Source organism: Nocardia sp. NPDC055321 (genome assembly GCF_053645575.1).
Genome location: NZ_JBSHMS010000003.1, coordinates 321,314 through 342,659, shown reverse-complemented (window position 1 = coordinate 342,659; position 21,346 = coordinate 321,314). Strand labels below are relative to the sequence as shown.

At 67.7% G+C, this 21,346-nt stretch carries 24 protein-coding genes; 11 read left to right on the top strand and 13 right to left on the bottom strand.

Annotated features, from left to right (window positions below; genetic code table 11):
• Positions 1-24: 24 nt before the first annotated feature.
• Positions 25-402 carry a hypothetical protein gene (locus tag ACWIGI_RS06415; RefSeq protein ID WP_454201310.1) on the bottom strand — a complete coding sequence of 126 codons (378 nt, stop codon included), beginning with the start codon at positions 400-402 and terminating at the stop codon, positions 25-27.
• Between the two features lie 239 nt (positions 403-641).
• On the opposite strand from ACWIGI_RS06415, the gene ACWIGI_RS06410 reads away from it, so the two are divergent.
• The 3 genes from ACWIGI_RS06410 to ACWIGI_RS06400 all read left to right on the top strand — a co-directional run bounded on the left by ACWIGI_RS06410 (position 642) and on the right by ACWIGI_RS06400 (position 3,461).
• On the top strand, positions 642-1,769 hold the full coding sequence (locus ACWIGI_RS06410; protein WP_454201309.1) for an LLM class flavin-dependent oxidoreductase: 1,128 nt from the start codon (positions 642-644) through the stop codon (positions 1,767-1,769).
• Positions 1,766-2,380, top strand: coding sequence for an FMN reductase (locus ACWIGI_RS06405; protein WP_454201308.1), 615 nt, complete (start codon positions 1,766-1,768; stop codon positions 2,378-2,380). Before ACWIGI_RS06410 ends, ACWIGI_RS06405 begins: the two co-directional genes overlap by 4 nt.
• 85 nt (positions 2,381-2,465) lie before the next feature.
• Positions 2,466-3,461, top strand: coding sequence for a DUF5996 family protein (locus tag ACWIGI_RS06400; protein WP_454201307.1), 996 nt, complete (start codon positions 2,466-2,468; stop codon positions 3,459-3,461).
• 3 nt (positions 3,462-3,464) lie between these two features.
• Here ACWIGI_RS06400 and ACWIGI_RS06395 read toward each other — a convergent pair whose 3' ends face one another.
• The 3 genes from ACWIGI_RS06395 to ACWIGI_RS06385 form a co-directional block, all read right to left on the bottom strand.
• Positions 3,465-4,217 carry an alpha/beta fold hydrolase gene (locus ACWIGI_RS06395; RefSeq protein ID WP_454201306.1) on the bottom strand — a complete coding sequence of 251 codons (753 nt, stop codon included), beginning with the start codon at positions 4,215-4,217 and terminating at the stop codon, positions 3,465-3,467.
• 79 nt (positions 4,218-4,296) lie between these two features.
• The gene (locus tag ACWIGI_RS06390) at positions 4,297-5,043 is read right to left on the bottom strand and encodes an SDR family oxidoreductase (RefSeq protein WP_454201305.1); all 747 of its coding nucleotides are present in this window, start codon (positions 5,041-5,043) and stop codon (positions 4,297-4,299) included.
• Between the two features lie 20 nt (positions 5,044-5,063).
• On the bottom strand, positions 5,064-5,441 hold the full coding sequence (locus tag ACWIGI_RS06385) for a hypothetical protein (RefSeq protein ID WP_454201304.1): 378 nt from the start codon (positions 5,439-5,441) through the stop codon (positions 5,064-5,066).
• Between the two features lie 299 nt (positions 5,442-5,740).
• Here ACWIGI_RS06385 and ACWIGI_RS06380 point away from each other — a divergent pair, with 299 nt between their 5' ends.
• From ACWIGI_RS06380 to proC, 3 genes are all read left to right on the top strand, one after another.
• Complete coding sequence (locus ACWIGI_RS06380; protein WP_454201303.1) at positions 5,741-6,322, top strand: sigma-70 family RNA polymerase sigma factor; 582 nt, start codon at positions 5,741-5,743, stop codon at positions 6,320-6,322.
• A 97-nt stretch (positions 6,323-6,419) separates the two neighbouring features.
• The gene (locus ACWIGI_RS06375) at positions 6,420-6,854 is read left to right on the top strand and encodes a QcrA and Rieske domain-containing protein (protein WP_454201302.1); all 435 of its coding nucleotides are present in this window, start codon (positions 6,420-6,422) and stop codon (positions 6,852-6,854) included.
• A 44-nt stretch (positions 6,855-6,898) separates the two neighbouring features.
• On the top strand, positions 6,899-7,708 hold the full coding sequence (gene proC / locus ACWIGI_RS06370) for a pyrroline-5-carboxylate reductase (protein WP_454201301.1): 810 nt from the start codon (positions 6,899-6,901) through the stop codon (positions 7,706-7,708).
• Between the two features lie 18 nt (positions 7,709-7,726).
• On the opposite strand, the gene ACWIGI_RS06365 is transcribed toward proC, so the two are convergent.
• The 7 genes from ACWIGI_RS06365 to ACWIGI_RS06335 all read right to left on the bottom strand — a co-directional run bounded on the left by ACWIGI_RS06365 (position 7,727) and on the right by ACWIGI_RS06335 (position 14,532).
• A complete protein-coding gene (locus ACWIGI_RS06365) occupies positions 7,727-8,320 on the bottom strand; it encodes a hypothetical protein (protein ID WP_454201300.1) in 594 nt (197 codons plus the stop codon).
• A gap of 100 nt (positions 8,321-8,420) precedes the next feature.
• Positions 8,421-9,134, bottom strand: a complete 714-nt coding sequence (locus ACWIGI_RS06360) for a hypothetical protein (protein WP_454201299.1) — start codon at positions 9,132-9,134, stop codon at positions 8,421-8,423.
• Positions 9,135-9,280: 146 nt separating this feature from the next.
• A complete protein-coding gene (locus ACWIGI_RS06355; protein WP_454201298.1) occupies positions 9,281-9,763 on the bottom strand; it encodes a DinB family protein in 483 nt (160 codons plus the stop codon).
• 73 nt (positions 9,764-9,836) lie between these two features.
• Positions 9,837-10,274, bottom strand: coding sequence for a VOC family protein (locus tag ACWIGI_RS06350; RefSeq protein WP_454201297.1), 438 nt, complete (start codon positions 10,272-10,274; stop codon positions 9,837-9,839).
• Complete coding sequence (locus ACWIGI_RS06345; RefSeq protein ID WP_454201296.1) at positions 10,271-11,455, bottom strand: FAD-dependent monooxygenase; 1,185 nt, start codon at positions 11,453-11,455, stop codon at positions 10,271-10,273. Before ACWIGI_RS06345 ends, ACWIGI_RS06350 begins: the two co-directional genes overlap by 4 nt.
• 171 nt (positions 11,456-11,626) lie before the next feature.
• Entirely contained in the window at positions 11,627-11,992 is a 366-nt protein-coding gene (locus ACWIGI_RS06340; RefSeq protein ID WP_454201295.1) for a hypothetical protein, read from the bottom strand.
• 1,040 nt (positions 11,993-13,032) lie between these two features.
• Complete coding sequence (locus ACWIGI_RS06335; protein WP_454201294.1) at positions 13,033-14,532, bottom strand: DUF222 domain-containing protein; 1,500 nt, start codon at positions 14,530-14,532, stop codon at positions 13,033-13,035.
• 514 nt (positions 14,533-15,046) lie between these two features.
• On the opposite strand from ACWIGI_RS06335, the gene ACWIGI_RS06330 reads away from it, so the two are divergent.
• Positions 15,047-16,783 (top strand): N-acetylmuramoyl-L-alanine amidase, encoded by a 1,737-nt coding sequence (locus tag ACWIGI_RS06330; RefSeq protein WP_454201293.1) that lies wholly within the window; start codon positions 15,047-15,049, stop codon positions 16,781-16,783.
• 80 nt (positions 16,784-16,863) lie between these two features.
• Here ACWIGI_RS06330 and ACWIGI_RS06325 read toward each other — a convergent pair whose 3' ends face one another.
• Complete coding sequence (locus tag ACWIGI_RS06325) at positions 16,864-17,082, bottom strand: hypothetical protein (protein ID WP_454201292.1); 219 nt, start codon at positions 17,080-17,082, stop codon at positions 16,864-16,866.
• Positions 17,079-17,300 carry a hypothetical protein gene (locus tag ACWIGI_RS06320; protein WP_454201291.1) on the bottom strand — a complete coding sequence of 74 codons (222 nt, stop codon included), beginning with the start codon at positions 17,298-17,300 and terminating at the stop codon, positions 17,079-17,081. Before ACWIGI_RS06320 ends, ACWIGI_RS06325 begins: the two co-directional genes overlap by 4 nt.
• Positions 17,301-17,757: 457 nt before the next feature.
• On the opposite strand from ACWIGI_RS06320, the gene ACWIGI_RS06315 reads away from it, so the two are divergent.
• From ACWIGI_RS06315 to ACWIGI_RS06300, 4 genes are all read left to right on the top strand, one after another.
• On the top strand, positions 17,758-18,657 hold the full coding sequence (locus ACWIGI_RS06315; RefSeq protein WP_454201290.1) for a helix-turn-helix domain-containing protein: 900 nt from the start codon (positions 17,758-17,760) through the stop codon (positions 18,655-18,657).
• Positions 18,654-18,845, top strand: a complete 192-nt coding sequence (locus ACWIGI_RS06310) for a DUF397 domain-containing protein (protein ID WP_454201289.1) — start codon at positions 18,654-18,656, stop codon at positions 18,843-18,845. The genes ACWIGI_RS06315 and ACWIGI_RS06310 overlap by 4 nt, the downstream gene beginning before the upstream one ends.
• Before the next feature lie 272 nt (positions 18,846-19,117).
• A complete protein-coding gene (locus ACWIGI_RS06305; RefSeq protein WP_454201288.1) occupies positions 19,118-20,167 on the top strand; it encodes an Hsp70 family protein in 1,050 nt (349 codons plus the stop codon).
• A gap of 164 nt (positions 20,168-20,331) precedes the next feature.
• Positions 20,332-21,339, top strand: coding sequence for an AurF N-oxygenase family protein (locus ACWIGI_RS06300; RefSeq protein ID WP_454201287.1), 1,008 nt, complete (start codon positions 20,332-20,334; stop codon positions 21,337-21,339).
• Positions 21,340-21,346: the final 7 nt, after the last annotated feature.

The following is a 21,346-nucleotide window of genomic DNA, read 5'->3' as shown; positions in this document are numbered from 1 at the left end:
GGCGCGCCCTCCCGCGCCGTCACGTCATCGTCGGGGGAACAGTCTCAGGGGTCGTGAATCATCCTCCGCTCGAGCGGTTTCGGCCGCCTGCGAGGGCCGGATGCGTACGGCGGCGCTGAAGAGCTGGTACTCGGCGGGCGGTACGCACACCTCGCGATAGGGATGCCGGGGCTCGACCCGGCGCTGCGGCCCGGGGATCACCACCCCGCGGCGCGTCTCGTCGCCCGCGGTGGCCGCGGCCCCCTCGGTTTCCTGCGCGCGAACCCAGCTCTGCATGGCAGAGGAGTCCAGGCTCGGCAATAACTCCACGGCCCGCTCCCACTCCAGGCCCTCCACCTGGTGCGGGTCGGTGACCGCGGTCACGACAACGGCGTACGCCGTGCCGACGGTGTTGTCCGCCATGCGGATCTACCCCCTGTCCATGCTCTGCGGTTAATCTCCGGCGTTGCGCGGGGAATGTTCAGGATACTTTGAAAGATCTTGCACTACTGCGACTTTCATAGTTCCCGCAGGTAGGTTGCGTGTGACTACTGCCACCATCAGTGTGCTTCGGGTCACAGCGCTGGAATAGTGCGGTATAAGCTCGTGTTCAGCTGGTTGACATATCCACCAAAAGTGGAAGCGAGCCCGAGGAGGCCCCCGTGCAGTTCGGAATCTTCACCGTCGGCGATGTGACCATGGATCCGACCACCGGCCGGACCCCCACCGAGGCTGAGCGCATCAAGGCCATGGTCGCCATCGCGCGCAAGTCCGAGGAAGTCGGTCTCGACGTCTTCGCCACCGGTGAGCACCACAACCCGCCCTTCGTCCCGTCCTCGCCGACCACGATGCTCGGCTACATCGCGGCGCAGACCGAGCGCATCATCCTGTCCACGTCCACGACGCTGATCACCACCAACGACCCGGTGAAGATCGCGGAGGACTTCGCCATGCTGCAGCACCTGGCCGACGGCCGGGTGGACCTCATGCTCGGGCGCGGCAACACCGGCCCGGTCTATCCCTGGTTCGGCAAGGACATTCGCGACGGCATCGCGCTGGCCATCGAGAACTACCATCTGCTGCACCGGCTCTGGCGCGAGGACGTCGTCGACTGGGAGGGCAAGTTCCGCACGCCGCTGCAGGGCTTCACCTCCACTCCGCGCCCGCTGGACGACGTCGCGCCGTTCGTGTGGCACGGCTCGATTCGCAGCCCCGAGATCGCCGAGCAGGCCGCCTACTACGGCGACGGGTTCTTCGCGAACAACATCTTCTGGCCGAAGGAGCACTTCAAGCGCCTCATCGAGCTGTACCGTCGCCGCTACGAGCACTACGGGCACGGCGCCGCCGACCAGGCCGTCGTCGGTCTGGGCGGACAGGTGTTCATGCGCAAGAACTCCCAGGACGCGGTGAACGAATTCCGGCCCTACTTCGACAACGCGCCGGTCTACGGGCACGGGCCCTCGCTCGAGGACTTCACCGAGCAGACCCCGCTCACCGTGGGCAGCCCGCAGCAGGTCATCGACAAGACCCTGACCTTCCGCGAGAGCTTCGGCGACTACCAGCGCCAGCTGTTCCTCATGGATCACGCGGGCCTGCCGCTGAAGACCGTGCTCGAGCAGCTCGACCTGCTCGGCGAAGAGGTGGTTCCGGTGCTGCGCAAGGAGTTCGCGGCCCTGCGTCCGGCCCACGTGCCGGAGGGTCCGACCCACGCGGCCCTCGTCGCCGCGCGCGACGCCGCCGCGCAGGCCGAGTCCACCGTCGAACCGCGGAACAGTGAGGTGACCGCATGACCCGCATCGCCGTGGTGACCGCCGGGCTGTCGCAGCCGTCGTCGACCAGATTGCTGGCCGATCGCCTGATGGCAGCGACCGCCGCGGGCCTCGCGCCCGAATCGGTCGAGTTCGACGTGATCGAACTGCGCGATCTGGCGCACGGGCTGGCCGACAACCTGCTCACCGGATTCGCCGCGGGCCCGCTGCGTGAGGCCATCGACAAGGTGGTGGCCGCGGACGGCCTGATCGCGGTCACCCCGATCTTCACCGCCTCCTACAGTGGCCTGTTCAAGACCTTCTTCGATGTGCTGGAACCGGATTCGCTGGTCGGGAAGCCCACGCTGATCGCGGCCACCGGCGGTACCGCCCGGCATTCGCTCGCGCTCGAACACGCGGTGCGGCCGCTGTTCGCCTACCTGCGCGCGGTGGTCGTGCCGACCTCGGTCTACGCCGCGTCCGAGGATTGGGGCACGGGCGGAGTCGATTCCGGGGCCGGCGCCGGACTGGGCGATCGAATTCTGCGGGCGGCAGGTGAATTCACGGATCTGGTGGCGCGCCGCCCCGGCGGAGCCAAGCCCGACCCGTACGCCGATCCCGTACCGTTCGAGCAATTGCTTCGAAATAGCTGACTAGTATGCACTGCGAACGGTAACCCGTTCCGTACGACGGCACCTCCTCCGAACACCGACGTCTCGAACGAAAGTGGGTAGGGCAATGGCTGAATCCTCCTCGGGAAATGGCACGGGTACCGCCCGGGAGGTGCTGCCCGCCCTGCCCCTGGACGCCTGGCGGCCGACCAAGGAGACCCTGCACCGGTACTGCCAGATCGTCGGGAAGGTGGCGCTGGCCAAGGGAATCCGCCGCAACCACTGGTGGCACATGACCTTCCGGCTCACCGCCCGGGGCTGGACCACCGTGCCGCTGGGCACCGCCACCGACGGCCCGGTCTTCACCTGCGAATTCGACTTCTTCGACCACGTGCTGCGGATCTCCACCGATCGCGGCATCCAGGAAGAGATCGAACTGGGTGAGCAGTCGGTGGCGAGCTTCTACACCGAGACCCTGCGCGCGCTGGACAACCTCGGCGTCGACGTGACCATCGTGCACCCCACGCCCTACGACCTGCCCGATCACGGCCGGCCGTTCGACGAGGACGAGGAGCATCACCACTACGACCCGGTCGCCGCCCAGCGCGCGTTCCGGGTGCTGAGCCAGGTCGGTCGGGTGCTCGAGGAATTCAGCGCCGGCTACTCGGGCAAGATCAGCCCCGTCCAATTGTTCTGGCACACCTTCGATCTCGCGGTGCAGAGGTTCTCCGAGAACAAGGTGCCGATGGGGGAGAGCGTGGACCCGGTGACCCGCGAGGCGTATTCGCGCGAGGAGATCAGCGCCGGGTTCTGGTTCGGCGACGACAAGGTCCCCGAACCCACGTTCTACTCCTACACCGCGCCCGAACCCGCCGGGCTGACCGATGTCCCGCTGTCCCCGGCCGCCGCGCGCTGGGTGCCCTCGGGCTCGGCGCACGCGGCCTACTATGCCTACGACGCGGCCCGGGCGAGCGGCGATCCGGCCGGGGCGGCACTGGAATTCCTGCGCTCGGCGTACGCCGCGGGCTCCAAACTCGCCGGCTGGGACGCGCCCGCCCTGGCCTGCCCGGGCGGGATCACCGACCCGGTGCTGCAGGAGGTCTGGCGCGGCTGGCCGGAGTAGCGGCTAGGCCAGGAACTCCACCAGCGCCGCGGAGAATCCCGGATCGACGGTGGCCATCAGGTGATCGCCCGGCACCACGGCCAGGGTCGCGTTCGGGAAGGCGGCGGCCAGGCGTTCGGGTTCGGCGGCGAGCGGATCGGCATCGCCCGCGAGCACGAGGGTGGGCACGGTGATGTCGGCGACCGTCTTGATCGGGGCCTCGCTGAGCCCGCCCACGAGCGCGGTGATGGCTTCGCGGTCCGCGCCCAGGGCGTCGGCCAGAATGCGGAACATGGCCGCGCGCGGCGGGGCGGTGGAGCCGTCCCCGCTCATCGCCGCCACGATCTCGTCCGGATCGATGGCCCGCCAGTCGATGCCGCCGCAGTCGACGACGCCGGAGCCGATGCCGCCGATGGCGAGCCTGCGCACCCGGTCATCGGCCTGCGCGACCAGCAGCGAGATGATGCCGCCCATCGAATAGCCGACCAGCGCAACCTCTTCCAGGCCCAGTTCGTCGAACAGCGCCCGCATGTCGTCGGCCATGGCCTGCCACGAATAGCGGGCCGGATCGTGCGGCTTCTCCGAGCGCCCGTGCCCGCGCGCGTCCAGCGAGACGACGCGATGACCGGCGGCCTGCAGCGCGGCGACGACGCCCACGCTCATCCAGTTCGCGTTCGTGTCGGCCACGACGCCGTGCTGCAACACGACGGTGGAGCCCTCGCCCTCCCACACGCGGTAGTTGAGCTGCAAGCCGTCCCAGGTCGTGAACTTCGCCATCGGGCCGATGTTAGCGGCGGTTCGCTGGACCGGGAAGGGTGCGGCGCGGTTTTGGCGGTCCGTGCGCGCCCGCTCGGAGCTACATGCGAGCCATGATCGCGCGTGGCAGCAGCGGGATGGCCGAAGCCAGTACGCGCCACGGCCATTCGGGCACCGAGGTGCGCACCGATTCCCGTTCGATGGCCTTGACCATGGAGTTCACGCCCTTGTCCAGGGGTGCGAGCAGGGTGGTGTCGCCCGCCTTGTCGGCCATGTCGGTGGCGATGTAGCCCGGCTGGATCGTGGTCACCTTCAGGGGTGTGCCGCGCAGTTCGATGGCCAGGCCTTCGCCGAGGGCGGTGAGCGCGGCTTTGCTCGCCGAGTACGCCGCCTTCTTGCCCGGGAGCCCGCGCACCGCGCTCACCGAGGAGATGAGCACCAGGTGCCCGGCGTTCTGTTCGCGGAACACGCTCAGGGCGGCCTCGGCCTGGGCCAGGGCGCTCACGAAATTGGTGGTGGCGGTGGCGAGGTTGGCGTCGGCGCGACCGGTGCCCACGCGCGCGCCCTTGCCGATGCCCGCGTTGACGATGACCCGGTCCAGGCCGCCCATTTCCTCGCGCAGTTCGGCGAAGACCTTGGGAATCGCCGCGTGATCGTCGACATCCAGGGGGCGCACGGCCACGGTGATGCCGGGGTGGGCGGCCAGGAGTTCGGCGCGCAGTTCCTCGAGATTCTCGACGCGCCGCGCGCACAGCGCCAGATCGCGCCCGCGACGGGCGAATTCGCGGGCCATGCCCGCGCCGAGCCCGGAGCTCGCACCGGTGATGAGAATCTTGCGCCTGGTCATGACCGCCACCCTAGCTGCCGTCAGCCGAAGGACCCGGTGGACGGCGGGTTGGGATCGAGTCGCCAGACCCCGCAGTTGTCGGTGCGGAAGGCGACGTCGCTGGGTTTGATCACGATGCGCAGGTTGCGCACGCGGGTGAAATCGCTGGCGATGATGTAGTAGTTCGGATCGTTGTAATCGGTCTCGGTCTGCACTTTCCACAGCCGTTTCCAGAAGCAGGCGACGGCGGGATCCGGCGAGCCCTCGGTGATGTAGGTGCCGGGCTGGATATCGACGTTCACCAGGTACAGGCCGTCGGCCGGGATTTCGGTGGCCGGCTGCGCGGCCGCCGTTCCGGACAGGGTCATCGTCAGCGCGGAAGCCACGGCCCCCGCGGTCATGAGCACACGTGCGCGCACGGTGTTTCCTCCCTCGAAAACTCACTGCACCGCACGTCGCGACGGTGCGAGCGCGGTCTGGGCGATCCCCGAATCTCCCGGGTGGGGTTTATCAGAGATTACGGTCTGATTTGTGCGATTTCGGGTAATTCATTGTGTTAACGCGGCTTTCGTCGCGAGCTATGGCGCAATAGCTTTTTGAAGCAAAAACGTTTCACCTAGTGGCGTGATCGGTATATCCATTCCGGCTGTTCGGATCGTGTCGGAATTGGGTAGGAATCACCGATGCTCTTTGTGGCCTTGGCAACGATATTCAGGGCATGAGAAGACTCCGACCCCTCGCGGACAGCGCTCCTACCAGCACCTCTGCCACCTGTGCCCCCCGCTGCGCGGGCCTGTGCACCGATTCCGGCCTCTCGGCCATTCTGACCGCCGACAAGGCGCTGCTGCACTGGCGTGCCATGCGTCGACTGGGTGATACCGGCCTGGCCGAGCACGCGGTTCAGGAAACGCTGCTGCGTGCCTGGAAAGCGTGCGCGAGCTATAACCCCGACCGGGGCAGCGTGCGCACCTGGCTGCTCACCATCGAGCGCAATATCCTGATCGACATCGCCCGGGTGCGCGCGGCCCGGCCCGGTGACACGCACTGGGACGAACTCGGCGACGCCGTCGAGGGCCGCAGCGCCGGGCCCGACTTCACAGACGGTCTCGCCGACGGCATGCTCGTCGCCGAACTGCTGGCCCAGTTGCCCGACGCCCAGCGCGACGCGGTGGTGCAGGTGATCCTGCGCGACCGGGCCTACCAGGATGTCGCCGCCGATTTCGGCGTGCCGGTCGGCACCGTGAAGACGCGCGTGCACTACGCCCTGCGCTCGCTGCGCAAGCTTCCGCTCAGCGCCTGATCCGCGGTTCCCCTACCTGGTGAACCTCGGGCCCGGCTGCCCCGTCGAACAAGTGTGGCGACCCAGCCCGGTCCGCCCAGAACCAGGAGTACCCCTCATGACCGAACACGCTCCCGCGTCCGGAATTCGCTTCGACCGCCGCACCGCCCTGGCCGCCACCGGCGCCGCCGCGACGGCATTGACCGTGGCCGCCTGCTCCTCCTCCGGCGGCTCATCGTCCTCCGACACCGCCGGCACCGATAAGGGCCGGACCCCCACCGAATTGGCTCGCACCGCCGATGTTCCCGTCGGCGGCGCCCTGATCGCCGGCGATACGGTGATCACCCAGCCCACCGCGGGCTCGTTCCAGGGTTTCTCCTCCACCTGCACGCATCTGGGCTGCAAGGTCACCGAGATCAACGCGGCGACCATTCGCTGCGCCTGCCACAACAGCAGCTTCAACCTCGACGGCACGGTGGCGAGCGGTCCGGCGCCCCGGCCCCTGGACACCCGCGCGATCCGCGTGGACGGCGACCGGATCGTCAGCGGCTGACGCGCCTCCCGGAGGTCGGCGTCGCACCGGCTACCGTGAGGTCCATGGCGAAGATCGCGGTGGTCGGCGGGGGCCGGATCGGGGCGGCGCTCATCTCCGGACTTATCGAATCCGGTTGGGCCCGTGACGATCTGATGATCGTGGGCCGCGAGCAGGGCCGCGCGGACGCCACCGGGCAACGGCTGGGGGTGCGCGCCACGGTCGACACCGCGGCGGCCATCCGGGCATCGGATCTGATCGTGCTTGCGGTGAAGCCGCAGGACGTGGACGAGGTACTCGCTGGCGTGGGCGCGGCCGAGCCGGGTGCGCGAGTGGTGGTGTCCCTGGTGGCGGGCGTGCCGATCGCGCAGCTGGAGGCCCGGCTGCCGGCCGGCGTGCCGGTCGTGCGGGCCATGCCGAACACCCCGATGATGGTGCGGCGGGCCATCACCGCGATGGCGCCCGGCCGCCGTGTCACCGCCGGGCAGCTCGAACTCGCGTCCCGCATGCTGCGATCCGTCGGCGAGGTGGTGATCATCGACGAGTGCCGGATGGACGCGGTGACCGCCGTCTCGGGCTCCGGCCCGGCCTACTTCTACGTGATCGCGGAGGCGATGGTCGACGCCGCGGTACAGCTGGGCCTGCCACGCCCGCTGGCGCTCGAGTCCGTTACCCAGACCATGCGGGGAACCGCTGTGCTGCTTCGGGATTCGGGCCGCACCGCCGCGGACTTACGCGCCGCCACCACCGCCCCGGCGGGCGCGACCGCCGCCGCCGTGCGGGAGCTCGAACGCTGTGGGTTGCGCACGGCGCTGCACGAGGCGGTTCGTGCGGCGGAGAGCTGCGCGGCGGAGCAGGGTGCACGGACGTCCTAGCGCCGCCAAGCTTTCCGGTCAGAGAATGCCGAGCTTCTCGCGTTCGGCGTCGACCAGGTCGTCCAGGAACTCCTCCGGGTCCACCCCGAGCCCGGAGTGGTCGAGGGCGTCGTAGTCCCGGGTGCTCAGCGGGAGCCCGAGGGCGGCGAGTTCGGTGGCCAGGCGGGCGTACGCGTCGCGGATGTCGGGCTCGTCCTCGTAGTGCGCCTGCTCGGCGGCCGCGCCATCGGAGAGGGTTTCGCCCGACAGGGCCCAAAAGGTGCATTCGGTGTCGAGTACTACCGGCCGCCAGCGGCTTTCGGGATCATCCGGGTTCAACCAGTAACCGGCCCAGCCCTTTCTGGCGTTCGCGACGAGCTTGAGGTGCTTGGTCAACTTCGCCAGGCCGGCGTTGTTGGCCTGTGTCTCCGGGTCCGCGAGCATAGCTTCGGTCATATGGCTGGTATCCAGGAGCGGGCCGAGCTCACCCTCCTTCAGGAAGTCGAGGTCGAGCAGGTTACCCAACTCGGTGCGGCCCTCCCACTGCGCGATCAGCAAAACCCGCAGGTCGTCGGGTATCGGCCGGCCGTCCAGCCGCTCGCGGGAGAACTCCGCGAGCCGTGCGTCATGCATGTGTGTCTCCGGGGGTGCGTGGTGATCCTGGCGTCAACGTAACAGCGTTGTCCGACAGGGCATCCCGGGAGACCGACGGCCCGCCGCCTGCGTCCGCCCGTCAGCGCTTCAGCTTCGCCACCTGTGCGGCCAGCAGACGATCACCGAAAGCCAGGCTCTCGGCGGGTATTTCGGGGTTGTACGAGCCGAGCTTGCCGCTGATGTACTCGACCACCGTGCGATCGCCGACCACCGCGAAGCGCACGACGGCGGCCGCGGGCATGCTCCCGGCGGTCTTGCTGCCGAGCTCGCGGATGTAGAGCATCTCGTGCACCGAGCCCACGCCGGGAATGTCCTTCACCACCGGGGTTTCCCAGGCGGCGGGCGCCTGCTCGGTCCCGTCCGCGTTGCGCACCGAGACGTTCACGCTCGGGCAGGCGCGCATCGTCGTGGCCAGCGCGTCGACGTCGACCACGCGATTCAGGACCGCGAACTGAATGTCGTAACGCGGCTTGCCGTCTGCGGTATCGACCCGGGCCAGGGCCGCCGCCATCGGATCGGCGGTCACGATCGGGATGGCGGCATTGCGCGCGGTGCAGGCGGGAGTGTCCTTCCCCGAGGCGATGCCGACGGTGCCGAGCAGGACGGCATCCCCGGTGGGCGGCAGCACGTAGGTGATCTCGGGGGTATCCGCGTTGCTCAGCAGGTAGTCGGTCATCGGGCGCGGCGCGACCGTCGTGGTGGGGGCTGCGGTGGTTGTGGTCGCCGCTTCCTGATCAGCGGAACAGCCCGCGGCGATCACCGCCGCCCCCACCAGCACACCCGCGAAAAACATACGACGGCAAGACATCACGCTCTAACTCCCCATAGATCCTGGTGTGTGACCGCCTCGCGGTCACGCGCTAGAGCGTATTCACCGGTGTATTCGGGGCTGTCGCGGGTCCGTGGATGCGAAGTCGCAGACCCGGTTCGGGGCGCGGCTCACTCGCTGGCGAGTAGCTGTTCTCGCAGGATGTCGGCGTGACCGGAGTGGTGGGCCAGCTCGCGCAGGACCTGGAGGTAGACCCAGTGCAGGGTGCGGGGGCCGGAGCGGTGGCCGGTCACCACGGTGTCGAGGGGGAGGGGGGAGGCCAGGGTGCGGGCGGTGGTGCAGGCGGCGCGGTGGGCGGCGGTGACCGAGGCGATCGTGTCCTCGGGGGTCAGGCGGAAGGAATCATCGGGGGACTGGACCAGGCCGAGATCCCGGCGCGTCCGGCCGCCGACGCATTCCTCGAACCACACGCGCTGCATCCAGGTCACGTGTTTGAGCAGGCCGAGAAGCGTTGTCGCGGAGGGGACCAGACGGCGGCGTGCCTGCTCCTCGGTGAGGCCGTCGAGAGTCCGTTCGATCGAGGCGCGATAGTCCTCGATGAATGCCTCGAGCTGGGTGCGGTCGTCATCCAGTAAGACATCGAACGCGCCCATTCTTCTCCAATCGCAGTGCGGCGCAGTGCCACAGGGGTTGATGCGAGTGTCTCTTACCGGTGTACGGGGCGAGTCAGTGGAGTTCTTCGACCAAACCGATGATCACTCCGGCCGGACCGTACACGTACGCGTAGCGGTACAGGTCCTCGTACTGTGCCACCTTGCCGACGAGTTCCGCCCCGTGGGGGCGCAGGCGCGCCAGCAGATCGTCCACATCGTCCACGGCGAAGGTCAGGCGTGGAATGCCCGGAGTATTCACCGGAGCCGGCGCCGCGGCGGGACGATTCGCGGGGGAGCGGAAGGTCGAGAGTTCCACGCGCGCTTGGCCATCCGGGGTGCGCACCACGGCGATATCCGCGCTGACCCCATCCAGGCCGAGCAATTCGTCGGCCCAGGGGCCGCCCACGGTGGCCTCGCCCTCGAGCTCCAGGCCGAGTTCGAGGAAGAAGGCGACGGCGGCGGCGAGATCGTCGACCACGTATCCGGCGTGATCCAGTCGGCGAACGGTCATGACGCGCTCCTCGTATCGATTCCGATGATGCTCGCGTAATCGGGCAGCTCGACGCCGTTGATCGCGCGATCGATCAACTCCATGTCGAAAGCCGGCTCCTGGTCCGGCGCGGGTGGTTGGAGAATGCTGTGCACGTGCAGCCGCCCGATCTCCTGATTGGCCTCGACGAAGTCACGCATGTGCCGCTCGTACGCGGCGAACGCGACAGCCGGATCCCAGTCGTTGGCGGCCAATTCCCCGGCGAGCAGATACGCGCCGATCAGAGCCAGCCCGGTGCCCTGCCCCGACATCGGCGACGCGCTGTAGGCCGCGTCCCCGAGCAGTACCACCCGGCCATTGGACCAGCTGTCCATCACCACCTGGGCGACCTGATCGAGATAGAAATCGGGGGCGGTATCGGCGTGCGCGAGAATGCGCGGGGTCAGCCAGCCCATATCGGCGGTGTGCTCGCGCAGCAGCTGCTTCTGCGCCGCGATATCACGATGATCGACATCGAATTCGCCTGCGGGAAAGGAGAACATGGCCATGGCCTGCGTTGCATCCGGCACCGGCCGCAGCCCGGCCGTGCGGCCGCCATCGTGGAAGTCCAGCAGCCAGCGCTCCAGCCCGAACTCATTGGGCACGGTGTAGAAGGCCAGGGCCAGCCCGAGGTGGTGCAGGTACTTCTCACGCGGGCCGAAGACCATGGCGCGCAAGGCCGAATGCAGCCCATCGGCGCCGATGACCAGATCGAAGCGCCGCCGATCGCCGCTCTCGAAGACGACATCGACGCCGTCGGAATCCTGCGCGAGTTCCGCGATCCGATCCCCGAAGATGTACTCGACCCCATCGCGAGTGTCGTCGTACAGCACCCGCGACAGATCCCCGCGCAGGATCTCGATCTCGGAGATATAGCCGTCGCCGCCATCGTCCTCAGCGCTGAAGGTCTCGAGCACCGCGCCGTCCGCGTCCACCGTGTGTGCGCCGGCGGTCTCGGTGCGAGCCGCCCGCACGGCCGCGTCGAGGCCCATGCGCGCGATGACATCCTTGGTCACTCCCCGAGCGTCCACGGCCTGCCCGCCGGGCCGGAGTTCGGGCGCCCGTTCCACCACGGTCACCTCCGCGCCCCAGCGGCGCAGCCAGTGCGCCACCGCGGGCCCCGCGATGCTCGCTCCCGCCACCAAAACCCTGGTACCGCTCATACCGCGCCTCCATTCGCGATTCGGGTCATCGCCGAATCGACCGCTCCGCACACCGCTGTCGGCGCGCACAGAGATGACGACGAGTGCCGAATCCGAAAGTAATCGGTGTGGGGGAGATCTGCGCGAACGAGTCACCGTGTGATGCGGCGGCGTGTGCCGCCGCCTCGACCGTCAGGCGGCCTGCGGGCGGGGGAGCAACAGTGCCCGGCCGCGTGCCAGCACCCGCGTCAGATCCCGGTAATCCGCCAGATCCACATAGCGCGGGCGAACGCGCCGCAGGCGAGAGCGTTCGGGTTGTTCGCACATCAGGACGAGATTCGCGGTGGTGGTGACCACGAGTTCGCAGCCCGGCCCGCAGCCGCGCCATTGGCCGCGGCAGCCGCCGATATCCCAGCCGATCACGCTGATGGACGGCCGCAGGCCCGGACCCGCCGGCCGCGAATGCATGGTCGGCCGAATGCCCGCGGCGGCGAGTTCGGAGATGAACGACTGGATTTCGGCTCGCGCCCGAGAGCGTGCGTCGAATTCGTTTCGCATGTCGCGCCTTTCGGCCTGTCCCCACTGACAGGGGGTTCTGAACTGAGATTTGCCCCACCTCGATGTGCCGAAACGCCTGCGCCGCAGGTTGTCCGGATTGGTACTTCTGAGGGGGGTGAGGCGGGGGTTGCTTCTTGATGGCCGGCTGGATCGGGGGCGGGGTGCCTGGGTGACGAAGTCCCGGCGGGGCATGTCGAGTGCCGCGATGGCAGTTGGGTGCGCTACCGCAGGAGGAAGCCCGGATAGCGGAGTTCCGGCGGGGCAACTCGGGTGCCTCGGCGGCGGTTTCGGTGCCCTGCCGGGGGAGAGAAGCCTGGATAACGGAGTACCAGCGGGAGACGAGGGCGCCTCGGCGGCGGTTGGGAGCCCTGCCGCAGGAAAGACGACTAGAAAACGGAGTACCAGCGGCGGCACGTCGGGAGACCCGATCGCGGTGGGGTGCCCTACCGGGGAAAGGACGCCTGGATAACGGAGTACCAGCGGGGGCGCGTCGGGAGACTCGACGGCGGTTGGGTGCCCTACCGGGGAAAGGACGCCTGGATAACGGAGTACCAGCCGGGGCGGGTTGGGTGCCTCGGCGGCGGCTCCGGCCCTCCCGGGCCGATACGCGGGATCGAAGCCCCTGGATGCGTGGCCGAGTTTCGAACTCTGGACCGGGCGTGGCAATCACCGCCATTGTGCTGATGACGAGTCTTTGTCTGTAAATCTCGAGAAGGTGCCCACGGCCGGCCAGCCCGACTGGAAGGACGAACTCGCTCCCGGCTGGGGAGCCATAGGTCGGGTACGGCAGGCGAAGTGACCAGCACTGTCGCATCTGTTTTGCCTGCTCTCCCGAACCCCGCGGGAAGCCGCAGGGTGGGTTCGGGTGTGGGCTACGTCGGCCACGGGCGTGACCACTGATGCGTGTGGTCGCACCTGCTGCACGGGTGGGAAAGGCCGGGCCAGGGTTTGGGCGCGCGAGGAGCCCCTTCGGCATGGGAGAGCCGAAGAGGCAGTGTCGAGAACGGCGGCGAGAGACTCGATACTCAGGGCCGCGATGGCTAACAGCGCCATCGCGCGGGGATGCTCGGAAACTGGGGATGATGACGGAAATTCACACGTGGCCTACGAGTTCGGTCGATGTGTGGTGGAGGAATCCATCCGGTTTTGCCCGGATTCTCCGAATCCTCGCCCATCACAACGGTTTCCCACCCGTTAGGGCCGGTGTTGATCTGGGCGTGGCAGGCATCGCACGCCAGGGTCAGGTTCTCGATGTCCGTTTCGCCGCCATCTGCCCACTCTCGGATGTGGTGTACGGCCGAGCGGCTCGCTGGCGCGTCGCATCCCGGGCGGGTGCATCCGCGTTCGGTGGCGGTGAGCGCCAGGCGTTGTGCGGGGTTGGCGAGGCGTTGACCTCGCGACAGGTGCAGGGGTCGGCCGTTGCGGTCGAGCACGGCCAGGTATGGGGTGGAGTTCCTGGCTACCTGGAGGGCTTGGGTGATCGACATGGTGCCGCCGGTCGCGGTGGTCGCGACCCCTGCGCGCTTCTCCAGGTCTTCGATGCTCATGGTGATGATGGTCGAGACCGGCAGTCCGCGATGCGATCCCAGTCGCGTGGGTCCCATGTCCGGGCGGAAGAACACCAGCAGTGCGTCATGGTTGCGCTGCTCGGCGTTGCGGTGATCGCGCTTGGCGGCGGCACGCAGCTTCGCGCGAACGGCTGCGCGGGCACGCTGGGCCGGGGTCAACGCGGGGTCGTCCGCATCGTCATCACCGGTGTCGTCGCCGTCGTCGAGTTCGGTATCGAGCCCGAGTTCGGCGGTGGTCCAGGGACTTTCGGGATCATCGGGGTTGCACATGCCCGGTCGCCCGAATTTCTCGAACATCGGGATCATGACCGCACCCAACTGCGGGGTGAGGTATCCCGAGATCGGGTACATGCCGTCGATGCCCTGATGTCCGATCTTGATGCTCCGGACCCGCTGGCGGTCCCGGTCCTCGGTCAAACGCCCGTCGGGATCGACATGCGCCAAAATGTGGACCCCGAGCTTGGTCACACCCTTCGGATCACCCTCACGGGCATAAGAGGTCAGATGCTCCTCGGCATGATCCTTCACTTCCGCACCGGCGGCGTCGGGGATCCGCGTCAGCGCATCGTGGATGGCCTTCACATGATCGGCGGAGATCTCCCCGGCGCGTTGCGCTTTAGCTACGAGCGGCAATTTCGGGGGCCGGGTGCTCGAACCCACCGACACCGTCGACAGCAGATCAGCGTTGCGAACGCGGGCAGCGGCCTCGGCGTACGACAGTCGCAGGGTCTGTTGCAGGAACAGGATCAGGCTCTTCACACCCGCCCGAGGACCCAAGTCCCGCGCCCCGCACTCGAGTGCGAACCGCTGCTTGACCGCTTCGAGCTTTCGGAAGCTGGTCTCGAGCTCCTGCATAACTTCGATGACCTCGTCCTTGGCCAACGAGTACATCGGCAATTCGAGCAGGTTCTCCACCGCGGCGCCAAGTGCTTTGGCACTCGTCGCGATCGTGGGTACCTTCCTCGAATCCATGCCTCTATTCTACTCCTCGATAGCAAGCATGAATAGCCCAATTCTATTGGCATATAACGTAATTCGGTCAAATCGGCGATGAATTTCCGAGTGAATATGGCACCGAGCGAACCCTTGGCCGGCCAATGCGCAGGCTCGGAGGTCGGGTTTCGAAATACCTCGACAAGAGCGCCGACGCCGACCAGGCGAGCCCCGGTTAGTTCGGGCGCCCGGTTGCCCGTCGCGTGTTCGGGTGATCCAGCGGCCGAACTCCGGCGCCGTACCCCTGGCCCTCGCCCCTGGCCCTCAGCGGCGTGTCCGCGCGACGCGCCGAGGCCGTTTTTCTCCCGCCTGCCGAATCGCATTCTGTCCTGCGGATCTCTCGGGGAAATCGCCTCGAACAGCACAAAAGCACCAACTACTACGCTTGCTAGTAGGTGACTGGCGTTGCCAAAGTGAATGGCTGGGTTTGGTGTTACTAGTGGGAAGGGAGGGGCGCTCCCGCCCGGGAGTGCCGTCCGTTATGAAGCCGAGCATGGTCAAGGCCGGTCTCTACACCGCCGTCACGGCCGCGGCATTCTCGACGGTGGCTGGGCTCGTGCCCGCCGTCGCCCAGGGTTCACCCGTTACGCCCGAGCTGCCGCAGCGGCTGGCTGGGAAGACCGTTTTTCTCGATCCCGGTCATCAGGGCCCCAACCACAATCAGGACGTCGCCCGTCAGGTCGACGACGGTCGCGGTGGCACAAAGGAGTGCCAAACCAGCGGCATGACCACCGTGAACGGCGTTCCGGAGCACACCGTGAACTGGAATGTCGCGCAACTGGTGCGTACTTCGCTCGAGGGTCTCGGCGCGCGCGTCGTGCTGAGCCGTCCCGACGACACCGGGTGGGGCGGGTGCGTGGACGACCGCGCCAAGGCCGCCAACCAGTCCGGCGCGGATGTGGCGATCAGCATTCACGCCGACAGTGCGCCCGCCAACGCTCGCGGCTTCCACCTCATCGTGCCGCAGCTGCCGGTGCCGGACGCGAAGGTCACGGAGGTGCAATCGGGTGCGGGTCTGGCAGCCAGCCGGGCCATGCGCGACGCGTACGTGCAGGCCGGATTCCCGGTCGCCGCCTACAACGGCGCGGACCAGGGTCTGCAGACGCGCGCCGACGTCGCCGGTCCGGCGCTGACCACCGTCCCGGACGTCTTCCTCGAAATGGGCAACGGCGCCAATGTCGAGGACGCGGCACTGCTCGAGTCCCCCGAAGGTCAGTTGCGGCACGCGGTCACCATCACCACCGGTGTCGTGTCGTACCTGCTGAACCTGCCGGTCCCGGCGACGGCAACCGACCAGGTCGTGGGTGATTCGGCCGCACCGCCCGCGCAGCCCGCGCTGCGGGTGCCGCCGGAACTCCCGGACATCCCGGGCCTGTCCGAGCTGCTCGGCATGGTCCCCGGGGCGCAGCCGAATTCGGATGAGCGCAAGGTCGACCCGCAGGCCCCGGGGCAGGCGGACAAGCCGGGCGCGCAGGCCGACAAGCCCGCGGCTCCGGCGGACAAGCCCGCCGAACAGCCCGCCGCCCCGGCTCCGGCCGACAAGGTGGCTCCGTCCGAACAGCCGGCCGCGCCCGCTCCGAGTCAGGAGTCGAGCACGGTTGACCCGCAGTCGGTTCCGGCCCCCGGGGCGGATTCGAAGGCCGGTCAGGGCGCCACCCCGGAGGCTTCGGTCGCGCCGCAGGCGGCGGTTCCGGGTCAGGTCGCTCCGGCGGCCCCGCAGGCGGCTCCGGCGGAACCCGCCGCACCGCAGGCGGCTCCGGCCGAACCGGCTCCCGCGCCGCAGCTCGAGCAGGTGCTGCCGGTTCCGGACAAGCAGGTCCCCGCGGTGCGTCCCATCGCGGCCCCGCTGAAGGCGAACCCGCCCGCGCCGGTGCATCCTGACGCGATCAAGCCGGGCTTCGCGGCTCCGGCCGCGGTGAACCCGCTGCTGCCGAACGTGGCGGCTCCCGGGGCGGCGATCCCGAACGCCGCGGCTCCGGGTGCGACGGTTCCGGGTGCGGCAAGCCCTGGCGCGCAGAGCAATCCGGGCGTGAAGACGCCCGGTGAGAAGTCCACCGACGTGCTGGATATCGAGTCCATGGGCTCGCTCATGCAGACCGCGGTGAAACTGCTCGGCCCGCTCGCCAAGATGATCATGGGTCAGGACGGTGTCGCGTCCGATCTCATCAACGTGGCCTACAGCCTGGTCTCGGTGCTGAGCTCGTCGCTGCTGTCCGCGCCCGCCAAGTAAACACAGACGGTCGCTGGTACGACCTACGCCCCCGCCTCGAATCCATCGAGGCGGGGGCATTTTTCATGCCTCGGCGTCTGTCATGCTTCTGTGTCTCCGGCGCGCTGCCGCCGGAGCCTGCACAGATGAGCGCGCAACGCACACCCCTGCCGCTCGCATTCGTCCCCGTGCGTCTCCAGGAGCCGTTCGATATCGCGATCGGAGAAGGCGGCGTACGGCGACGGCTCCCCGTGTCCGCCCGCGTTCTTGTCCCGGGTCGGGTACTCACCCGACCCGACGTGGAAATACGGATTGGTCATGACTCGCCCTCCATCGGAACGTCCTCGGCCCGAGCCCATCCCGCCGCGCGGGCGATCTCGAGCAGTTGCTGCTTGGCACTGCACGAGCGGGCCGAGACACCCTCGCCCGCAACGCAGTTGCGATGCCTCCACATCGCGATCCGAAACCCGTTGATCGTCCGCAGCTCGTCGGAATCGACCATCTGACAGTGCTTGATCCGCGAGTAGACGGCGGTCATCCGTTCCTCCCTTCGGGAGAATCCGGCGAATTACGCACGATGCGCGCCGCGTTGCCGATTCCGGTGTCGCCGGGGCGATCGTGCTCCTCCGCTCGCGACGGGGATGTAGAGGTATCCGCCGGTCGAGAGCGCGAGCCGAAGAGGGCGGGCATCACCCTCGCGGCCGTCTTGATGCAAACCCCAGCAGCCCCACGTGAATACGGCGAGGCATAACGCGGTGATCGCGAGCAGTGCCACTGTGTCCCAGAGCATTTCGAGTACCCCCTCGATGTGCGGATTTGATCTCCCTCGGAGCTGACTCGGCGACGGATGGAACCCCTTGCCGCCGTGCGCTCTTCTGCTGTGCACACCCAGATTCGCATTTCTGGAACGTTCACGAAACCATTCCGGCAAACTTGATGGAGCGGCACCGTGGAACGTTCCACGGTAGCGATCCCCAGATAGCGAGGCTAACGAAATGGCCAGCTCAACGGTACCTAGAAGGGCGCTCGGTCGGTTCTTTCGTACGCTGCGAGAGCGCGCCGAAAAGTCCTTGCTTGCAGCAGGACTGAATGTGGATACCTCCCCGCAAACCATCATGCGAATGGAGGAAGGTAGGCCGACGAAGCTGTCGACGCCTCAAATCAGGTTGTTGTTGGAGTTCTACGGTGCGGACAATTCGGAGCGAGACGAGGCGCTGGCACTGTGGGATGAGGTCAAGCGGCTTGCGAAGGATGCCAGACAGCAAGGTGTGCACAAAGGTTGGTGGCAGTCGTATGCCGACCAGTACCACCAATGGTTCGATCACTATCTCAAGCTGGAGGCGAGCGCGAAGCGCATGACGTCGCACCAGCTGGTTCTCATGCCTGGAATCGTGCAGACGCCCGAATACAGGCGCGCGCTCATTCGAGCCAGTCAGCCCGGCCTGTCGGCGGTGGACACTGAGCGTCGGTTGGAGTTGGCCGCCCGCCGCCAATCCCGTGTGACAGAAGGAGAGTTGAGGCTCGACTGTCTGCTGTCCGAGTCCGTTCTGCGGCACCAGCCGGGTGGAGCGCGGGTCATGTCCGAGCAGTTGCAGTGGCTGGCGGCCTTGAGCGAGAAGAGGAATGTTTCGATCCGGGTTGTTCCGCACGACGTCGGGATGCACCCCGGCCTTCGGATCCAGTCCTTCACGTTGCTCGACTTCCCTCCGACGATCGGTGGGCTGACTGAGCCGCCGGTGATCTACATCGAAGGGGTGGAAGGTGCGCTCTATCTCGAGCGCGACGATGTGATCGGTCGATTCCGGCAGGCAATCAAAGGGATTCGGCAGGTAGCGTTGAGTGACGAAGGCACCCGGCAACTGGTGCTGAAGATCGCGAAGGAGTATGCGGCGTGAGCGAGAACCCGCCCATTCATACCTGGTTCAAATCCAGTCGATCTGCGGACGCCAACGAGTGCGTCGAGGTCTACCTCGGGGATAGCCGTGTCGGCGTGCGTGACTCCAAGACCCCCGGCGGTCCCGAGCTGTGGTTCGCGCCCGAAGCCTGGGACGCGTTCCTCGGCAGCGACTTCTGGAAGCGCTGACGCGCGAAGGAACCTCGCGACAGCACCCCGCGCCCCGCCTCGATCAATCGAGGCGGGGCGCTTCCCGTGCAACGGCATTCACCAACCGGCAAACATTTCGCGACCGCAACGCCCGACGGTCATTCGGACAGAAGCGGCGCAGGCAGGCGCACCTGCGGACATTCGCAGGCGCACGTGCGGACAACCTCGTGTCCGGTGGTTGGCAAGCATCCGGCTCAGGGGGTTGCATGAAACCCGGGTCGGGTCACGACGGCTGACGACGGAGCCCCCGCGTGCACGACTCGTCGATCGAGGTGGATGTGATGGCGTTCGGTGTGGGCTTGAGTATCGGCACGGTCAATACGGTCTGCGTGACGGCCGCTGACAGAGCGGGCAGGAAACCTCCGGGCCGCCGCGTCGCGCCACCCACCACCTGGCGCACCACCCTCACCTTCGACAGTTCCGGCACCGCCCGGGTCGGCCGCATTCCGCGACACGGGCGGGTTATCACCGAGTTCGCCGATCTGTCCCAGCGCGGGCCGGTCGCGCGGGTCGGTCACCGGGCGCTCTCGGCCGCGGATCTCGTTGCCACCGTGGTCGGCAGCGTGCTCGAGGAGGTGCTGGGGAAGGCGCCGGCGGGGCAGGACGGCAGGCCCGATACGGGCATCACCGTCACTCACCCGGCCGGGTACTCCGAGAACCTGGTGGCCGACCTGCGGTCCGCGCTCGACAGTTTCGGGCTCGACCATGTCGCACTCATGGCCGAGCCGATCGCGGCGGCCACCTGGCTGGGCGCCCAGCGCGGCCCGCTCATGCCCGGCCTGGCGCTCGTCTACGACCTGGGCGGCTCGGGGCTGGATGTGACCCTGGTCCGGGTCGGCGCGGGCGCGCCCGCCAATCCCATCGTCGGATTGCCGCTGCACTCGGCCGATTTCGGCGGCCGGGCCTTCGGCGGGCTGGTGGCTTCGCGGCTGCGGCACGGCCCGGACGGTCCGGTGGTCTCGCGCGTGCAGTCCGAGGACGACACCGGCGCGCTGCGCACCGAGCACATCGAGCAGTCGCTGCGCCTGGTCTACAAGTGCCTGCGGATCGCCGACGTCACCATGGCCGATGTGGACAGGGTGCTGGTGGTCGGCGGCGCGGCCCGCCCGCACGAGGTTGCCGAGGTGCTCTCCACCCGGCTGGCCCGCCCGATCGTGGTGGCCCCCGACCCGGAGCGCACGATCGCCGACGGCGCTGCCATCGCTGCCCGGCAGGCGGTACTGGCCCAGGATTCGGGCGCACACGGACACGGTCCGATCACCGGATTCTTCCGGCGGATCACGCGGGTCGCCGCACTCTGAAACACTTCATTTCCACGGGCCGACCGGCTGGTTACCGGCCGGTTTGCCCGTAATGAGCCCGCTCATGGGACGAACTCGTGCAAGCATCTTGCTAGCACGTGTTGACGCTACTCCGGTTTGGTGTAACCATTAGAAACAGATAAACGCCAACCGGAGAGGTGACGATGATGTCCCCGACTACGACTCACGTCGACGACCCCGTAGTTGCCGAGGCTATCGAATACGCGGCGAAACTTCTGCTGCTGTCCGAGGGCTCGGTCAACAAGAGCTTCGACCCGTACGAGGACATCGACTGGGAAAACCCGGACTTCGACGTCGACACCAAGCCCGAGCGCTGGGTGTTGCCGGCGTCCGCGGACCCGATCGGCCGCCACCCGTGGTACCTCGCCCTGAGCGAGGAAGACAAGATCGCCGTCGGCAAGTACCGGCAGGCCAACGTGGCCAAGGTCGGCTTGCAGTTCGAGTCGATCCTGATCAGCGGCATGATCAACCACACCTTCGGCCTCGCCAACGGTGACCCGGAGTTCCGGTACTGCAGCCACGAGATGTCCGAAGAGATCAACCACACCCTGATGTTCCAGGAGATGGTGAATCGCATCGGCATCGACGTGCCCGGCATGGGCCCGCTCGTGCGCCAGTTCCGCCAGATCGCGGTCCCGGTCGCGGTGCTGTTCCCCAACCTGTTCTTCATGGCCGTGCTCGCCGGCGAGGAGCCGATCGACCACATCCAGAAGCAGATCCTGCGCTCCGGCGAGGACGTGCACCCGATCATGCGCGGCGTCATGGCGATTCACGTCGCCGAGGAAGCCCGCCACATCTCCTTCGCGCACGAGTTCCTCAAGAAGCACGTGCCCGAGCAGAACCTGCCGAGCCGCTTCGTGCTGTCCATCGCCATGCCGATCGTCATGTTCATCCTGGGCCGGTCCATCGTGACCCCGCCCAAGGCGTTCTTCGACGAGTTCGACGTGCCGGACAAGGTGCGCAAGGAGCTGTTCTACGACTCGAAGGACTCCAAGCAGGCCTTCAGCGACTACTTCATCGACGTTCGTGCCCTCGCGCACGAGATCGGCCTGATGAACCCCGTCGCCAAGCGCGTGTGGAAGCTCTTCGGAATCGCCGGCTCGGCCTCCCGTTACCGCTCGGAGCCCATCCGCTCCGGCAAGGCCGCCTGAGTAGACA

What these genes read in the sequence shown, in the direction of transcription:
- ACWIGI_RS06380 (WP_454201303.1), top strand. Translation starts at nt 5,741, where the DNA reads ATGAGAAGACTCCGACCCCTCGCGGACAGCGCTCCTACCAGCACCTCT.
- ACWIGI_RS06320 (WP_454201291.1), bottom strand. Translation starts at nt 17,300, where the DNA reads ATGACCGCCGTCTACTCGCGGATCAAGCACTGTCAGATGGTCGATTCC.
- ACWIGI_RS06325 (WP_454201292.1), bottom strand. Translation starts at nt 17,082, where the DNA reads ATGACCAATCCGTATTTCCACGTCGGGTCGGGTGAGTACCCGACCCGG.
- ACWIGI_RS06405 (WP_454201308.1), top strand. Translation starts at nt 1,766, where the DNA reads ATGACCCGCATCGCCGTGGTGACCGCCGGGCTGTCGCAGCCGTCGTCG.
- ACWIGI_RS06375 (WP_454201302.1), top strand. Translation starts at nt 6,420, where the DNA reads ATGACCGAACACGCTCCCGCGTCCGGAATTCGCTTCGACCGCCGCACC.
- ACWIGI_RS06340 (WP_454201295.1), bottom strand. Translation starts at nt 11,992, where the DNA reads ATGCGAAACGAATTCGACGCACGCTCTCGGGCGCGAGCCGAAATCCAG.
- ACWIGI_RS06350 (WP_454201297.1), bottom strand. Translation starts at nt 10,274, where the DNA reads ATGACCGTTCGCCGACTGGATCACGCCGGATACGTGGTCGACGATCTC.
- ACWIGI_RS06365 (WP_454201300.1), bottom strand. Translation starts at nt 8,320, where the DNA reads ATGCATGACGCACGGCTCGCGGAGTTCTCCCGCGAGCGGCTGGACGGC.
- ACWIGI_RS06355 (WP_454201298.1), bottom strand. Translation starts at nt 9,763, where the DNA reads ATGGGCGCGTTCGATGTCTTACTGGATGACGACCGCACCCAGCTCGAG.
- ACWIGI_RS06400 (WP_454201307.1), top strand. Translation starts at nt 2,466, where the DNA reads ATGGCTGAATCCTCCTCGGGAAATGGCACGGGTACCGCCCGGGAGGTG.
- ACWIGI_RS06415 (WP_454201310.1), bottom strand. Translation starts at nt 402, where the DNA reads ATGGCGGACAACACCGTCGGCACGGCGTACGCCGTTGTCGTGACCGCG.
- ACWIGI_RS06345 (WP_454201296.1), bottom strand. Translation starts at nt 11,455, where the DNA reads ATGAGCGGTACCAGGGTTTTGGTGGCGGGAGCGAGCATCGCGGGGCCC.
- ACWIGI_RS06390 (WP_454201305.1), bottom strand. Translation starts at nt 5,043, where the DNA reads ATGACCAGGCGCAAGATTCTCATCACCGGTGCGAGCTCCGGGCTCGGC.
- ACWIGI_RS06300 (WP_454201287.1), top strand. Translation starts at nt 20,332, where the DNA reads ATGATGTCCCCGACTACGACTCACGTCGACGACCCCGTAGTTGCCGAG.
- ACWIGI_RS06360 (WP_454201299.1), bottom strand. Translation starts at nt 9,134, where the DNA reads ATGTTTTTCGCGGGTGTGCTGGTGGGGGCGGCGGTGATCGCCGCGGGC.
- ACWIGI_RS06330 (WP_454201293.1), top strand. Translation starts at nt 15,047, where the DNA reads ATGGTCAAGGCCGGTCTCTACACCGCCGTCACGGCCGCGGCATTCTCG.
- ACWIGI_RS06395 (WP_454201306.1), bottom strand. Translation starts at nt 4,217, where the DNA reads ATGGCGAAGTTCACGACCTGGGACGGCTTGCAGCTCAACTACCGCGTG.
- ACWIGI_RS06335 (WP_454201294.1), bottom strand. Translation starts at nt 14,532, where the DNA reads ATGGATTCGAGGAAGGTACCCACGATCGCGACGAGTGCCAAAGCACTT.
- proC (WP_454201301.1), top strand. Translation starts at nt 6,899, where the DNA reads ATGGCGAAGATCGCGGTGGTCGGCGGGGGCCGGATCGGGGCGGCGCTC.
- ACWIGI_RS06315 (WP_454201290.1), top strand. Translation starts at nt 17,758, where the DNA reads ATGGCCAGCTCAACGGTACCTAGAAGGGCGCTCGGTCGGTTCTTTCGT.